Origin of the sequence: Aquipluma nitroreducens, from assembly GCF_009689585.1 — a bacterium.
GTDB classification, from domain to species: domain Bacteria; phylum Bacteroidota; class Bacteroidia; order Bacteroidales; family Prolixibacteraceae; genus Aquipluma; species Aquipluma nitroreducens.
On the sequence record NZ_AP018694.1, the window covers coordinates 4,814,602 to 4,829,084 of the forward strand.

General features: G+C 36.7%; 17 protein-coding genes. 5 read left to right on the forward strand and 12 right to left on the reverse strand.

The window, feature by feature from the left end:
- Window position 1: 1 nt before the first annotated feature.
- Genes AQPE_RS20350 through ric form a run of 3 tightly spaced genes read right to left on the reverse strand, consistent with a single transcriptional unit; the run spans window position 2 to window position 1,486 of the window.
- Complete coding sequence (locus tag AQPE_RS20350) at window positions 2-436, reverse strand: RrF2 family transcriptional regulator (protein ID WP_318348320.1); 435 nt, start codon at window positions 434-436, stop codon at window positions 2-4.
- 31 nt (window positions 437-467) lie between these two features.
- Entirely contained in the window at window positions 468-764 is a 297-nt protein-coding gene (locus tag AQPE_RS20355) for a cupin domain-containing protein (protein WP_318348321.1), read from the reverse strand.
- The gene (ric, locus tag AQPE_RS20360; RefSeq protein WP_318348322.1) at window positions 761-1,486 is read right to left on the reverse strand and encodes an iron-sulfur cluster repair di-iron protein; all 726 of its coding nucleotides are present in this window, start codon (window positions 1,484-1,486) and stop codon (window positions 761-763) included. Before ric ends, AQPE_RS20355 begins: the two co-directional genes overlap by 4 nt.
- A 122-nt stretch (window positions 1,487-1,608) precedes the next feature.
- On the opposite strand from ric, the gene metE reads away from it, so the two are divergent.
- From metE to AQPE_RS20380, 4 genes are all read left to right on the forward strand, one after another.
- Window positions 1,609-3,921: a 5-methyltetrahydropteroyltriglutamate--homocysteine S-methyltransferase gene (metE, locus tag AQPE_RS20365; RefSeq protein WP_318348323.1), complete on the forward strand. Its 2,313-nt coding sequence runs from the start codon at window positions 1,609-1,611 to the stop codon at window positions 3,919-3,921.
- 133 nt (window positions 3,922-4,054) lie between these two features.
- Window positions 4,055-5,377, forward strand: coding sequence for a cytochrome ubiquinol oxidase subunit I (locus AQPE_RS20370; protein WP_318348324.1), 1,323 nt, complete (start codon window positions 4,055-4,057; stop codon window positions 5,375-5,377).
- On the forward strand, window positions 5,370-6,374 hold the full coding sequence (locus AQPE_RS20375; RefSeq protein WP_318348325.1) for a cytochrome d ubiquinol oxidase subunit II: 1,005 nt from the start codon (window positions 5,370-5,372) through the stop codon (window positions 6,372-6,374). The genes AQPE_RS20370 and AQPE_RS20375 overlap by 8 nt, the downstream gene beginning before the upstream one ends.
- 34 nt (window positions 6,375-6,408) lie before the next feature.
- Complete coding sequence (locus AQPE_RS20380) at window positions 6,409-6,615, forward strand: hypothetical protein (protein WP_318348326.1); 207 nt, start codon at window positions 6,409-6,411, stop codon at window positions 6,613-6,615.
- A gap of 657 nt (window positions 6,616-7,272) precedes the next feature.
- Here AQPE_RS20380 and AQPE_RS20385 read toward each other — a convergent pair.
- The 9 genes from AQPE_RS20385 to AQPE_RS20425 all read right to left on the reverse strand — a co-directional run bounded on the left by AQPE_RS20385 (window position 7,273) and on the right by AQPE_RS20425 (window position 13,517).
- Window positions 7,273-8,112 (reverse strand): hypothetical protein, encoded by an 840-nt coding sequence (locus AQPE_RS20385; RefSeq protein WP_318348327.1) that lies wholly within the window; start codon window positions 8,110-8,112, stop codon window positions 7,273-7,275.
- A 92-nt stretch (window positions 8,113-8,204) separates the two neighbouring features.
- Complete coding sequence (locus AQPE_RS20390; RefSeq protein ID WP_318348328.1) at window positions 8,205-9,077, reverse strand: OmpA family protein; 873 nt, start codon at window positions 9,075-9,077, stop codon at window positions 8,205-8,207.
- Window positions 9,078-9,219: 142 nt separating this feature from the next.
- A complete protein-coding gene (locus AQPE_RS20395; RefSeq protein WP_318348329.1) occupies window positions 9,220-10,092 on the reverse strand; it encodes a hypothetical protein in 873 nt (290 codons plus the stop codon).
- A 153-nt stretch (window positions 10,093-10,245) separates the two neighbouring features.
- Window positions 10,246-11,421 (reverse strand): sensor histidine kinase, encoded by a 1,176-nt coding sequence (locus AQPE_RS20400; protein WP_318348330.1) that lies wholly within the window; start codon window positions 11,419-11,421, stop codon window positions 10,246-10,248.
- Window positions 11,418-11,789 (reverse strand): hypothetical protein, encoded by a 372-nt coding sequence (locus AQPE_RS20405; protein WP_318348331.1) that lies wholly within the window; start codon window positions 11,787-11,789, stop codon window positions 11,418-11,420. Before AQPE_RS20405 ends, AQPE_RS20400 begins: the two co-directional genes overlap by 4 nt.
- Window positions 11,790-11,918: 129 nt before the next feature.
- Window positions 11,919-12,395, reverse strand: coding sequence for a GreA/GreB family elongation factor (locus tag AQPE_RS20410; protein WP_318348332.1), 477 nt, complete (start codon window positions 12,393-12,395; stop codon window positions 11,919-11,921).
- A gap of 60 nt (window positions 12,396-12,455) precedes the next feature.
- Window positions 12,456-12,578, reverse strand: a complete 123-nt coding sequence (locus AQPE_RS20415; protein WP_318348333.1) for a hypothetical protein — start codon at window positions 12,576-12,578, stop codon at window positions 12,456-12,458.
- Window positions 12,579-12,631: 53 nt separating this feature from the next.
- The gene (locus AQPE_RS20420) at window positions 12,632-13,045 is read right to left on the reverse strand and encodes a GreA/GreB family elongation factor (protein ID WP_318348334.1); all 414 of its coding nucleotides are present in this window, start codon (window positions 13,043-13,045) and stop codon (window positions 12,632-12,634) included.
- Window positions 13,046-13,097: 52 nt separating this feature from the next.
- Entirely contained in the window at window positions 13,098-13,517 is a 420-nt protein-coding gene (locus AQPE_RS20425; protein ID WP_318348335.1) for a GreA/GreB family elongation factor, read from the reverse strand.
- Window positions 13,518-13,647: 130 nt separating this feature from the next.
- Here AQPE_RS20425 and AQPE_RS20430 point away from each other — a divergent pair, with 130 nt between their 5' ends.
- Complete coding sequence (locus AQPE_RS20430) at window positions 13,648-14,349, forward strand: winged helix DNA-binding protein (protein ID WP_318348336.1); 702 nt, start codon at window positions 13,648-13,650, stop codon at window positions 14,347-14,349.
- Window positions 14,350-14,483 lie beyond the last annotated feature (134 nt).

A 14,483-nucleotide genomic window follows, 5' to 3' on the forward strand; every position in this document is an offset into this window, starting at 1 on the left:
TTTATAATCTGTTTAGCGTAGCCTCGCGTTTGTTAATTTTATTGGCAAGCGACTGTATAGTCCTTTCATTAACCATTTTAAAGAATGAATCCCTTACATGGGCATAATCATCATGCAATGGACAAGGATTATTGACATCGCAGCGTTTTAACCCGAAACCACATTTTGAAAAATATTCTTTACCTTCTATTGCTTCTATCACTTTAAATAATGTTATCGGGTTTGTCGGCTCGTTAAAGAAAAAGCCACCCCCCCGACCTTTCATGGATGACACTAATTCGGCACGGGCTAAGTTTTGCAGAACTTTTCCTGTAAATTGTTCCGGTGAATCGATCATCTTAGCAATTTCCTTAAACCCAGGCCTTTCCCCTTCCATATTTTGAATATAGATATAGACCAAAGCCCTTATTGCATATTCAGTTGTTTTTCCAAGCATAGCGTTTATATTCTCGATTTTAAGATGAAATTTATTCTACAAATTCGATATCCGAATCCTTTGACATTATTACCAACGCTTTGAATTTTGCTTTTACAGAAAGAGTATGGTTTTGATGAGCTGGAATGATAAACGTACTTCCTTCCTGAAGCATATGTTTTATTTCGTCAATTTTGAGTTGTGCAAAGCCTTCCTGAACGATAACTACCGCTTCTTTGGTGCTGTAATGCAATGGCATTTTCATGCCCGCCTGTCCGATTACCTGATAAACTTTGAATGATTCTCCAGTTTTCAGCGTAACCAATTTGGGTATATTTTGTGTATTCATTTTGTAATTTGTTTTTCGAGTTCAATGGCTTTTGGAAATAAAATATTGTTTTCCAGATGGATATGGCGATGCAAATCATTTTCAAAATCGCGGAGTTGCTTCAGGGTGAGTTCATAGGTTGTGCAGGCATCTTCGGGAGCTGTGTATCTCTCAGTCAGTATTGAAATCTGATCAAAACGATCACCTTCCTGTTGATGTTCTGCAAGCATCGCCGAGATAGGATTGGAAACTGAGCCGAACGGACTCTGGGGTAGGGGTGTGTCATCCCCTGATGAGATTTCCAGCCTCCGGATAAACGGGAACAGCATAAGTTCTTCCTTTTGCATGTGCATGATTAAATTACCTGATGAGTCTGTAAATAATCTGTTTATCTCGAAGAGCTCGGGATGATGTTCTCCATGAACCTGACATATTTTTTCAAGATTCTTCTTAATTGTAGTGATACTTTCGCGGACATAGGTGTGATGCCTTTTAATGATGTAGGTGCTGAGTTCTTCCAGACTCAGATCATTGATGTATTGAGAATCAGCATCGATTTGTTCTGCGATTGTTTCCAGTTGACCGATCAGTTGATCAGTATCCAACCCTGCATTAGCACACGCTTCTGAAATGGTTTTGTCTCCGCCACAACAGAAGTCAATGTTATTTTTCTGAAAGATAGAAGCAGTCTTAAAATTTATTTTTACTACTTCTCCAACTGATGCATCCGGTGATATTTTCATGACGACAATCTTAAAATTCTTTTGTAAAGATATAAATATTTTATAAAAAGACATAGAGGTCTTTTTATATTTTTAATTAGCTTTGTAATGTGATTTTAGTGTTAATTAATATTTGAAAAAAAATGATAACACACAATTTAGGCTATCCGCGTATTGGTGATAACAGGGAACTTAAAAAAGCGGTTGAAGGATATTGGTCGGAGAGAATCAGTTATGAACAGCTCATAGAGATTAGTTCGGCAATAAAGCAGAAAAACTGGCTGATGCAAAAGGAATTGGGCATTGATTTGATCCCGTCCAACGATTTCTCGCTTTATGACCATGTATTGGATTTAGCGTTTGCACTTAGCGCAATTCCTGATCGTTATTCACAACTTCTCCGTAATTCTGATAAATTGAAACTGGATCTTTACTTTGCAATGGCGAGAGGTTGTCAGGATGGAGTAGCAGATATTACGGCCATGGAAATGACCAAATGGTTCGATACCAACTACCATTACATTGTTCCTGAATTTTACAAAAATCAAAAGTTCTGGTTGTCGAATTTCAAATTTATTGATGAATTTCAGGAAGCGAAGAAATTGGGTATAATTACAAAACCTGTTATTCTGGGACCAGTTTCATTTTTACTGCTTGGCAAAGAAAAAGAGGAAGGGTTCGATCGGATTGATTTATTGGGGAACCTCCTTGAGGCCTATTTCGAAATGATTTCACTGCTGGTGGATAATGGTGTGGAATGGATACAATTTGATGAGCCTTTTTTGGCGTTGGATTTAACAACGGAACAAAAGGGTGCCTTCAAGATTGCATATTCACGAATTAGGAAAAATTTTCCTACCGTCAAACTTTTACTCTCTGTCTATTTTGGAGGATTGTCTGATAATGTGGAGTTGGTTGCCGGCTTGCCAGTGGATGCCATCCATCTTGATCTGGTGAGAGATCCGGCACAACTTGAAATCATGATGAATCTGGTTTCCGACGAAAAGAAATTATCGCTTGGGTTGGTGGACGGCCGAAACATCTGGAAAAATAATTACGAAAATTCGTTGAAACTAATCAGCAGGACCATCGAAAAAATTGGATTAGAAAGGGTGATGCTTGCACCTTCATGCTCGTTGATACACGTACCCTGTGATCTGGAATTGGAGACCAACGAAGAAGTTTTATCGGCTGAAATTAAACAATGGCTTGCTTTTGCGAAGCAAAAAGTGGAAGAGGTCGTGGTTCTAAAGCAATTGTCGATATACAAAGGAGATATATCATCCATACAACTTTTTAAAGAGAACCAGGAAGCCATCCAAAGCAGAAAAATATCGAGTTTGATTCACAATGACCTGGTTAAAGAGCGCATTGACTTCATCGAACAATTTGAAGAAATGAAAAGGCTGCCCTTTTCACTTCGGAAGAAAGTACAGCAGAAGCGACTGGAGTTGCCAGCCTTTCCAACCACAACAATCGGTTCGTTTCCGCAAACTGCGGATGTAAGAAGCTGGAGGGCAAAGTTGAAAAAGAGAGAACTTTCAAGCGAAGAATATAATCAGCTCATTCAGAATGAAATTGAAAATGCAATCCGCTGGCAGGAGGAAATTGGCCTGGATGTGTTGGTCCACGGTGAATTTGAGCGAAACGATATGGTTGAATATTTTGGAGAGATGCTGGATGGTTTTGTCTTTACCAGCAATGGTTGGGTTCAGAGTTATGGATCGCGTTGCGTAAAACCTCCTATTATTTTTGGTGATGTTCAGCGACCAAACCCGATGACCGTTAATTGGATTACCTACGCACAATCGCTTACTTCGAAGCCTGTTAAAGGAATGTTGACCGGGCCGGTTACTATTTTGAAATGGTCGTTTGTCAGGGATGATCAGCCTCTTTCTGTTACATGCAACCAAATTGCATTGGCGATCAGGGACGAAGTTCTTGATTTGGAAAAAAATCATATCAGCGTTATTCAGATTGACGAACCGGCACTCCGAGAAGGATTGCCGCTTCAGAAAAGCGATTGGAAAACGTATCTCGATTGGGCTGTAAATGCCTTTCGGCTTTCTTATGCAGGAGTTAAGGACCAGACCCAAATCCATACACACATGTGTTATTCCGAGTTTAATGATATCATTGACAGCATAACTGCCCTGGATGCCGATGTGATTACCATTGAATGCTCGAGGTCGCAAATGGAACTTCTGGATGTTTTTGGTGAATATAAATATCCAAATGATATAGGTCCTGGCGTGTATGATATTCATTCTCCTCGAGTTCCCTCAGATACAGAAATGGTTGGTCTGCTAAAGAAAGCAATGGCCGTTATTCCAAAGGAAAATATTTGGGTAAATCCGGATTGCGGGTTAAAAACCCGAAAGTGGGAAGAAACCAAAGAAGCAATTAAGAAAATGGTAAATGCGACCAAAACCATTCGGGAAAGTGTACAGGTATAAAGGCTCTTTGGGTTGTTCTCCGGTGAAATTCGGGTAACAACTTTCGTTTCCGGTTGTTTTATAGAAAAACTTCAGAATAAATGCTGAGTGCCCCGACAGGATAGAGTAAAAAACAGATAAAACCTAAACCGTGATGGATGATTTTCTTGCCGCGAGGCTACAAATGACTGTTTCTTTTGTGTTTCACATTGTATTTGCCTGTATCGGGATGACGATGCCCTGGCTGATGTTTGTAGCCGAATTAAAATGGATAAAAACAGGAAGTAAAGTATATCTGGACCTGTCGAAGGCATGGGCTCGGGGAGTCGCTATTTTCTTTGCCGTCGGTGCAGTTTCGGGCACTGTTTTGTCGTTCGAGCTTGGACTGCTTTGGCCAAAATTTATGGAACATGCCGGAGCCATTATTGGGATGCCTTTTAGCTGGGAGGGAACGGCTTTCTTTCTCGAAGCAATTGCTTTAGGGGTATTCCTTTATGGTCGGGACCGGGTTAACAAACGGGTGCATCTGTTCTCTGGTATTTTGGTTGGAATTGCAGGTGTGGTGTCGGGTATATTTGTGATAGCGGCCAATGCCTGGATGAACAGTCCCTCCGGATTTGATTGGGTCAATGGTCAGGCAATCAATATTGATCCGGTGAAAGCGATGTTTAACAAGGCCTGGTTTCAGCAGGCACTACACATGACCATTGCAGCCTTTGCATCCACCAGTTTTGCAGTGGCAGGAGTTCATGCCTTTATGCTGCTTCGTCACAAAGGAAATGAGTTTCATCGGGGTGCAATACAAATTGCCCTTTTGTTTGGAGCAGTTGCAGCCATTCTACAGCCTATAAGTGGCGATATTTCAGCCAAAAATGTAGCGAAGCTTCAGCCAGCAAAATTTGCTGCTATGGAATCTTTGTTCAAAACCTCAGAACCCGCAGCATTGGTAATTGGCGGTATTCCTGATGAAGAGAAAGAGGAAGTTAAATATGGTATTCATATTCCGCACTTACTAAGCTTTTTGGCTCATGGAGATCCAAACGCCGAAGTTGAAGGACTGGATAAAACCAGTAAGGAAAACTGGCCTCCGGTTGCCATTGTGCATTTTGCTTTTCAAATCATGATATTTATGGGCGTACTGATGATGGGAACGGGTATTTTGTTCCTGATTTTCAATTTTAAATGGAAGGAGAATCTGAATAAACGTTGGTGGCTTAAATTGTTGGTTTGGCTCACTCCGGTTGGATTTATTGCAGTGGAAGCGGGTTGGATTGTAACGGAAGTTGGCCGTCAACCCTGGATTATTTACGGAATCATGAAGACCAAAGATGCGGTGACACCGATGCCGGGTGTGCAGTATCCGTTTTTCCTGATCACACTGATTTACCTGGCGCTTACGTTCCTGGTTTTTATACTGATGCGTCGTCAAATTACGGCTGTCCATACAAATCCTCAAAATATAAATAGTCATGACTGACCTCGTTATCATTGTTTTAGGCATTGCCGTTTTGTTTTACGTGCTACTTGGCGGTGCCGATTTTGGTGCCGGAATTGTAGAATTGGTTACCGGGAAGAGAGGCATTGATACAATTTCGAAAGCGATTGCTCCGGTCTGGGAAGCAAATCACATCTGGCTCATTTTGGTGGTTGTGATTTTGTTTAATGGATTTCCGCTTGTATATACCACCCTTACGACTTATTTACATATACCTCTGTTTATTATTCTACTTGGAATTATTTTCCGAGGAACGGCTTTTACTTTTCGGTATTACGACACCGTTGAGGAAAATATGCACAAATATTACACGCAATTATTCCGGATATCGAGTTTGTTGACTCCTTTCTTTCTGGGCGTGACGCTAGGAGCTATTATGTTGGGGAAAATTCCGGCGCAGGTTGACGGAACCTTTTATGCAATTTTTATCGCACCCTGGTTAAATCTGTTTTCGTTTACAACCGGTATTTTTCTGACCCTTTTGTTTGGCTGCCTGGCAGCTATTTATCTGCTGGGTGAAGCCCGGGATGACGAATCGTTTCAGACATTTGCCAAAGCATCGCGCACCTTTTTTGTTCTGTTGGTAACTTCGGGGTTGAGTGTTTTTCTGGTGTCAGAAATGTACGAATTGAATTTCTTCAGCAGATTTCTTCACTCTCCGGTAGCGATGGGATGTGTGCTCATAGCTACCGTAATTATCCCTTTTTTATGGGTCGGGATACGACACCGGAATAATTTGCGGACAAGGTTTCTTGCTGGCGTGCAAACAGCTTGCATCTTAACCGGGTGGTTTGCCATTCAATTTCCGGTCATGATTTACCTGGCCGATGGAACAGCCCTGACGATACAGAATAGTCAGGCTCCCGAAAGAACTATGTCTTTATTGGTGTATGCCCTAATTGCAGGTATATTGCTCATATTTCCTGCGTTTGCCTATCTGTTTAAGGTATTCAAGTTCAGTCAAAATAAACAGAACTAACGGAAGAATTTTTAAAATTTAGAATGGTCGTATCATGGAAAACATGGAAAAAAATAAATCAAAGATCTTAGAGGCAGCTATTAAGTCAAAACCTGAAGTTGATGAAACTGAGTTTATGAAGGAACAGGACGTAAATATGAAAATAGCTGTCAAATTCTATCAGGAACAAACACGTCCTTATTTTTCTTCGCCATGTATGCTTTCAGAAATGGAGGATCAAGAAGATACGTTTAACTTCTAATTATTGAGTTCAATCCGATCGTCCAAACATGAACGAATGCCTCCAGACCTCAAAGGTACAAAGTGCTACTAAACAATAGTAAGTTATTTCGAATAAGTTGGATTGATTAATGTTCGGGTGCCATAAAATAGTTTTCGAAGTAGACCTAGATGTATTTTTGAGTTGTTTGGTGTTTTTATTTATTGGAGCAATTTGAAATCATATTTCAGAACAAGCTGAAAAATCTAATGGGGTTATATTTATTTTTGGTATAATATCATTATAAGTTATTGTATAATATTGGTATTGTCTTTATATCGAAATTAAAGTTTTGAGGCATAAAAAACTGAACTAGCACGTTAGTCGTTGTAATGATTCGACAATCTCAGCGACTGCAATTCCGAAACAAGCCTTGACTTTTCCGAAATGCTTAAATAACGCCAGGGAGAAATTGTAGGAGACAGGAACTTTCTATACAGTATATTGAATTTCTATGAATTGGCAAAAGAAAAACCCCGAAACCAGAACGATTTCGGGGAATGGTATTATAGATTACCATTTTGGCTGCAACCTTTTTTGTAAGGGACAGTAGAGCAGCACAACTGCCCCTTTGGATGCTTTGCTATGATTGAAAATATTTTTTCATCAGAACATGAGCACTATTATTAATCAAACAAGTTACCTAATGTTTCCATTTAAATGAGACTCATTTTTACTTTCTATAATTACCCAGTTTCTGCCTTTTTTCTGGAGGATGGTCATCCCAAATTGTGAACCTACACTAAAGTCAATTTTCGCTTTTGTAATCGACTTATTGAAAAGGATTCTATTTACATACGGGTATGTTTCAAAGTGCCAAAAGTTCTCTTTTTGCCCGATATGCACCGGGATATAGCCTTTCAATAGCTCATATTTTGTTTGCGTTTCATCCAGAATTCCTTGAAATTTTCCTTTTTCTTCTATTGTCCGTAGGCTCGCGTATCCCAAAAAATTAATAAATGATTCTTCATATTCGTCCGTTTGATAAAGAATATTTATGCCCTCTGAAGTAAGTGGTGGTCTAAAATTACTGAGTAGACTTTTTCTTGATTTAATCCAATCGATCTTATTAATTTTATTTGAATTAAGTATGGAATAAAGGATTTTATTTTGAACCAATATATATTTGCAATTCGAATTCAGGTTATTGTCAAATTCCCAAATACCAAGTCTGTGAATATCATTTGGTTTGTAAAACGAATTGAACACCTCAAAAATGGCTGCTATAGTGTCATTCTGGTTTATGAATTCAACTGTATTTGGAGTTACAGTTTTTTGCCATTCAGCAAAAATATTTTCTATCAGGATAGGTTCCTTCTTATAAAAAGCAAATTCCAAATCTTCCGTGATTTGTTCAGCTGAATGTACTGGTTTGTAGCTATCTTCAACTTTCTTTGAATTTGATTCTTTCGGTGCAGGGCCGCAAGAAATAATTCCTAAGAAAATGATGATAAGAAATGATTTAATTACCGCGTTCATTCTCATATGTTTTTTTAGGGATCAATCATAACCCCTAGTTTCTATTATATTCTTTAAATCAATCAAGTCTCAAAAATTATATTTAGCATATTTTAATATCTCTGAAGCATCTTGAAGAGTTCGTCCAGTTTTGGAGAAAGGATAATTTCAGTTCTTCGGTTTTTTACTCTTCCTTCCAGATCATCGTTGGTGGCAACGGGAAAATATTCACCTTTGCCTGATGCGGTTAACCGTAAAGGATTTACACTGTATTCTTCAATCAGCATTCTAACAATACTTGTAGCTCTCGCGACGCTCAAATCCCAATTGTCTTTATAAATGTTTGTTTTGATAGGAACATTATCCGTGTGGCCCTCTATTGCGATATCAATGTCGTTATTTTTATTCAAGACCTCTGTAAGTTTTTTTATGGCCTGTTTCCCTTTATCTTCAACTGCTGCACTCCCTGATTTAAAAAGAAGTTTGTCTGTCATGGAGACGTAAACTTTTCCGTTTTTCATTTCCACTGAAAGTTCATCAGCCTTGAATCCTAAAAGAGCGTCTTTTACAATTTTATTCAATGTTTTGGTAATGGAATCCTGTCTGGAAACAATGGCTTCCATTTCTTTCAGTCGTTGTTCTCGCTCCTGAAGCATGTTTTCCTTCAATTCCAATTCGTTTGATTTAGCCTTTAAATCCTTATTAAGTTGTGCCATTTGCGAATCGGATTTGTTTGACAGATCATTGTATTCTCCCTTCAGATCTGAATATTCCTTTCGAATTTTTCTCATTTCTATTCCCAGATCAGTGGTGTCTTTTTTCAATTGCTGGGCTTCGGTATAGAGGCTATTCCGGTCTTTAAGCATTGCTTTATATCTTTTGGACTGAAAAAACTCATCAACTTTTGTGCCCAGTTTGCTATTTGTATTACACGATAAAAGACTAATGACAAATACAATACATATAAAAGAATTTAAGATTTTCATGGTACTAATTATTTATAAAAATGCCCTTATGACAATACTTATATCGTTCTGCCTCAAAAAACATCCGGGCGCCACATAAGCAACCCGGATGAATCATAATTAATTATTGCAATTGTTGGGTATCTTCTTTATTCAGTATTTATTATCGTAGTTTTACATTGCAAGTACCAATATACTTTTCGCCATTATACATTTCTATTTGGTATAACCCAGGTTTTTGTTTCTCTTTCGGTTCGTAAGTCATTTCAATTTTTTTGGATACTTTGATTGCCCCACCATTAATATTTGCCATTAAACCTTCATCTTCATTTAAAATCCGAAAAGCAACCCCATTGTCCTTTCCTTCAGCTGTCTTACCATCAGGTTTTATTATTTTGAATGAAATATCTTCAACTATGTTTTCAGGAACCTTAAAAGACACGGTGATCTTTTTTGTGCGCTTTGCCATTACAGTAAGTTTTTCGAAATTTGGTTTGAGCCACATCTTTTTTGTTGTTTCAACCAGATAATTATCAGCAGTCATCGAACTTAAAATTTCAAGATTTGAAGCGAGCTGCTTATTTTCCTCCTGAAGAGATGCGATCTTTTGATTCAATGCATCCTTTTCTGAATTCAATTTTCGAATTGATTCGTTCAGTGCAAGAACCTGACCTTCAAATTCCTTTTTCATTTGAATCAAGTCAGCAAGTTCTTTTTTCAACGATTTAATATTTCCATTTTCGCGGACTATTCGGCTTAATTGTGCTTCCTTTTCACTTAATTTCTTATTGGTTTCGGCCAATAAATTATTGAGTTCTGAATTCTTGCCACTGAGTGAATTAATCTGGCTTCTGAAGGTTTCAATTTCTTTCTGAAGCGCCAATTTTTCGGATAAAATCATTTCCGATTTGAGCTTCTCATTGTTCAGGTCTTTTGTTGTTGATTTATTGGCAGAATAAAAAAGCCCCGTTCCGATGAGTGCTGCAACCAAAATAAACGCTGCAATTACAGTAATCCTCTTTTCTCTTGTTTTCATGATTTTTATTTTTAATTATAGTTCTTTACTACAAAATAAGAATGTGATTAAAATATGAAATAGATCATTCATTAATGGAAAAACCTCCATAGAATGTTAGATGACGGAACTAATTATTGAATCAATATCATTCTTAAACTTATTTTTATGTGTCTAATCCGAATGTTTAATTTGTTTTGAATACGTACAACTTTTATCTGAAACTATACACTTCATGGAGGTTGGAATCAATAAATAGAAGGTTGATCCTTGTCCAGATATAGATTCCACCCAAATTTCTCCACCTAATAATTCAGTCAGGCCTTTTGATATTGACAGACCCAATCCGTTACCTCCATAGTTTCGACACAGAGCTCCTTCAACCTGACGAAATCGTTCAAATATTGTATCTTGATTATCTTTGGGTATACCAATCCCAGTATCTTTTACATGGAATTGTACGAAGTTCTCCTTAGTTCTGATTCCTATCTCGATGAATCCATCTTTAGTGAATTTTAATGCATTGGCAACAAAATTAGTTAGGATCTGTTTCAATTTAGTCCTATCACTTTCTAAGAAAATTTCATTACTTGCTGATATTGAATCTACCCTTAGTTCTATTCCTTTACCATTTGCCTTATTTGTAAATTCATTTTTAATTTCAATAATTATTTCATGTCCTGATACAATATCTTTTTTTATTTGAACTTGCCCTGCTTCAATCCTTGAAATGTCCATAATATCATTAAGAATGCTAAGTAATTGTTCTCCATTAGAACAAATCAATTGTGTAAATTTATTTCGCTGAATAAGGTCGAAGTCTGGATCTTGTAAAAGTTCGGAGAATCCAATAATGCTATTTAACGGAGTGCGTATTTCGTGACTCATATTTGCCAGAAAGGCCGATTTCAACCGATCGCTTTCTTGTGCTTTTTTATTTGCCAAAGTCAGTTCGACAATAGTTTTATTCTTTTCGGTAATATTGTCAATTATAAGTAGTCGTTCTTCGTCAGAATTCAGAACTTCAGTTAAAGTTAAATTAAATATCATATCACCCTCTCCTTCAGTGTGGTATAGAAACTCAAAATCTTTGACTGGATAGTTTCCAATTATTGCATTCTTTAGTTCTATCGGTAATTTTTTTTCATGAATCAACTCATCAATATGAATATTTAGATCCTGTTGCTGTCGAAGGTTGAAAAGTTCAAAGAAATATTGATTAGTATATATGGTGTCTAACTTATTGTCAATAACCATTATTCCCGAGTGGATACTGGCTAAGATATTTTCAATGTAGCCTGGTTTCTTTTCAATAGGATTCTTTCGTAATTTTCCAATTGATTTATTCATTTGTTCGAATGATTTTGTTTGAGAGGCAATTTCATCATGACCGGAAGGCTATAATCGCTTGATTTTAGTGCCTTTTTGAACTGTTTGGTACTTTTATTCAACTCGTGCAGTTCATGGCGAAGATTGTAACATCTTTCCCCAGCCTTAATATCCAATTCTTTTGATTCGTAATTCTTCAAAATGCATTTTGGGCATGACAATAAATCATTCGACAAAAGAAGAACTTCCCAGAGTACTTTTCGGATGCCGTTTCGTAAAACATTTCTACCTGGTTTTGTCGTAATGAAGTATTCGAAATACTGATCCCAGCTACTAAAACCATATTCTTTGGCTATTGTATCTTTTATTTTTTCTATCTGGCATTTCATCACGGTTAAAATAATTTTGTTTTATCCATTTATTGATAATTATCATCATAAGGATATTGTTAGCCGTGTGAGGTAACAATTGCCATATTGTAGTTGGTCTTTCTCTTGGTAACCAGGCGAATAGATTAATCAGAAATAGCCATAATCATGTTTATTGACATAGTAATTGCCATTTGCTTCCGGTTGAAATATCACATCAGTGATCTTGATGTGGTTCTCATTTTTCCAAGTACGATATACGACTTTGGTTCCGGTTTTTTCGGAAAAGATGGCTGCTCCCAAAGCAGAAAAAATAGAAATTCTATTTTCCTTTATGTTCTCATATTCAGGTAATACCAGTTTTATAGTAAATGGGGCTTCAGCATTGTTTCGTTGTAGCTCTACAAAGGAATTCATTGTAACTATATCTCGTGGCACATCCTGGGGCTTAACCTTCAGTGCCAGCGAAATTTTTCTTTTTAATACTTGGACCTCATCAAATCTTGTTATGTGCCAACATTCAAGCGCACGAATGCATCCCATCAGCAACTCGGAATCTAAAGTTGAAATAATCATCTCATCTGATTTTTGTTTGTTAATTATTTGTATTAAACCATCCGCTAACATAACTGGAGATTCCAGTCAGCCAGCGGATGGTCAATTATAAAACAAGCTATGCGCTTAGGATCAATTCACCTGTAATTTTTTACGTTTCGACATTTTTAGCTCTTCTTTTTTTGTTCTTTTCTCAAGTCTCTTCTCTTTAAGATTCTTACTGGGTTCTTTTAAGCCATTTCCTTTTTTTGCCATAGTTTCCATTTTAATATTAGACATGAATATGACGTAAACAAACAATTCGTAAACTAAATATCAAAAACGCCATTGGCTTCCGGTTGATAAATGATGCTTTTAATCTTAATTTTTTTTTCGCCCAGAGGAGCATCAAACTTTATTATGCTTCCAACTCTGTATCCCAATAGAGCGCTACCTAAAAGTGACAGAATGGAAATATTTCCCTTTCTGAAATCGGCATCTTTTGGATACACAAGCTTTATTGTCATTACCTTTCCGTTATCTAAATCAACAACCTCAATTAACGAGTTCATTGTCACAAAGTCAGGTTCAATTTCTTTTGGATTTACCCTTTCGGCACGAGCAATCTCCTCGCATAAAATGGTTAGGTTACTGAGTTCTTCATTTTTGGTTTTCTTAATTGAACCAATCAGGTTGCCCAGCCTAACATAGTCAAGGTCAGTAATAATAATGTTCCTTTTCATATCTGATTTTTTAATTTTTTTGAATTGATTAACTACTCAATTGGTAAGGTTGTTAATGTGAAATAATTTTTTCTATTCTGACTTGTTTTAGCTTTTCTCCATTGAAATAAGTTACATCTTCTCCTTCTTTGAGTCCCAAACAAACAAATCCCAGCAAGCTATAAATTGAATAATCATCGTTCGATTCCAATTCGCCCGGATATACTATCCGAATTCGTTGTTTCTTATGCTCTGAATTGGTTATCAATATATTCGAATTCATCCTGACAAAATTTTCGGGAATATCATTCGATGTATATTTGAGACTAAAGGTCAAAGCCAGAAAAAGATGATGTAATCGCTTCGGAGAAACATCTTCTTTTCCGATATCATTTTTTATCAGATTTATGAGTCTGAAGTAATCGGTGTATGTTATCGACTTCTTTTGAGCCTCCTTAACCTTAAATTCTTCAAGTATTGATAGTTTTAACATATCTTCAATTTTTTAAAGAATGGTTTAATTTATACATTTGTTAAAATAAAATCGGATACGATATTAATATATATCGTATCCGATGCAAACATAGTGAATCTTTTTATATTTTTACACAAAAAATATACTGATGGAAAATAAGTATGATGTTCTAAAACAGTTAATTGACCTATTTGAGAATTTTGAAATGGAGAATGGACAATTAGATGTCCTGAATTTTGCCCAATGGATTTTAAACAAACATCACGAAGAACCAGAACTTCAAGAGAAAATATCCAATAAAACAATATTAACTCGTTATCAGGAATCTTCAGTTCCTTTTAAAAATCACTTCGATGATAAAATCCGATTTTTAGAAGCTGTTGCGGGAATTGCCCGGTATCATGAATTTTATACCCGGAAAGCGCTGAAAGATATGGTAATCAATACACGTTTGGAATTTCTTTTCCTCCAAGCCGTTGATATGCTTGAAAGAGCAAAGAAGACCGATCTTATCAATATCTATCATCTGGAATATACCACTGGCATGGATACAATAAGGAGATTGATTAATAACGGTTTACTATTCGAGATACAGGATGAGAATGACAAAAGAATTAAGCTGCTTATTATGTCTGATCTGGGGAAAGCTGTTTATGAGCAAGCCAAAAAGAGAATAAACGATGAAAGCACTATGTTCTTTACCGCGATAAGTGATAATAAATGGAAAAAAGTTTTACCCGTTTTGGAGGAAATTGACGATTTCCATAGTGATGTTTTCCAGAAACATAACAATAAACCATTTGCAGAAATATCAAATTTAATGGATTCTCTCAAACATTTATTTAAATGATTTGGTTATTCTCGTGTAAGGGATTCCTCACTAAATGAAGATATTAATTGACGTCTTGTTATGTAAAATGATTGAAGTTGATAATAGTCTGACTGTTTAATAGGCATTTGCCAACTTCAACCAATAATTAAACG

Coding starts and splice junctions, on each gene's coding strand:
- AQPE_RS20390 (WP_318348328.1), bottom strand. CDS start 9,077: ATGAAAATCTTAAATTCTTTTATATGTATTGTATTTGTCATTAGTCTT.
- ric (WP_318348322.1), bottom strand. CDS start 1,486: ATGAAAATATCACCGGATGCATCAGTTGGAGAAGTAGTAAAAATAAAT.
- AQPE_RS20425 (WP_318348335.1), bottom strand. CDS start 13,517: ATGTTAAAACTATCAATACTTGAAGAATTTAAGGTTAAGGAGGCTCAA.
- AQPE_RS20350 (WP_318348320.1), bottom strand. CDS start 436: ATGCTTGGAAAAACAACTGAATATGCAATAAGGGCTTTGGTCTATATC.
- AQPE_RS20370 (WP_318348324.1), top strand. CDS start 4,055: ATGGATGATTTTCTTGCCGCGAGGCTACAAATGACTGTTTCTTTTGTG.
- AQPE_RS20430 (WP_318348336.1), top strand. CDS start 13,648: ATGGAAAATAAGTATGATGTTCTAAAACAGTTAATTGACCTATTTGAG.
- AQPE_RS20380 (WP_318348326.1), top strand. CDS start 6,409: ATGGAAAACATGGAAAAAAATAAATCAAAGATCTTAGAGGCAGCTATT.
- metE (WP_318348323.1), top strand. CDS start 1,609: ATGATAACACACAATTTAGGCTATCCGCGTATTGGTGATAACAGGGAA.
- AQPE_RS20355 (WP_318348321.1), bottom strand. CDS start 764: ATGAATACACAAAATATACCCAAATTGGTTACGCTGAAAACTGGAGAA.
- AQPE_RS20405 (WP_318348331.1), bottom strand. CDS start 11,789: ATGAAATGCCAGATAGAAAAAATAAAAGATACAATAGCCAAAGAATAT.
- AQPE_RS20410 (WP_318348332.1), bottom strand. CDS start 12,395: ATGTTAGCGGATGGTTTAATACAAATAATTAACAAACAAAAATCAGAT.
- AQPE_RS20385 (WP_318348327.1), bottom strand. CDS start 8,112: ATGAACGCGGTAATTAAATCATTTCTTATCATCATTTTCTTAGGAATT.
- AQPE_RS20375 (WP_318348325.1), top strand. CDS start 5,370: ATGACTGACCTCGTTATCATTGTTTTAGGCATTGCCGTTTTGTTTTAC.
- AQPE_RS20420 (WP_318348334.1), bottom strand. CDS start 13,045: ATGAAAAGGAACATTATTATTACTGACCTTGACTATGTTAGGCTGGGC.
- AQPE_RS20395 (WP_318348329.1), bottom strand. CDS start 10,092: ATGAAAACAAGAGAAAAGAGGATTACTGTAATTGCAGCGTTTATTTTG.
- AQPE_RS20415 (WP_318348333.1), bottom strand. CDS start 12,578: ATGGCAAAAAAAGGAAATGGCTTAAAAGAACCCAGTAAGAATCTTAAA.
- AQPE_RS20400 (WP_318348330.1), bottom strand. CDS start 11,421: ATGAATAAATCAATTGGAAAATTACGAAAGAATCCTATTGAAAAGAAA.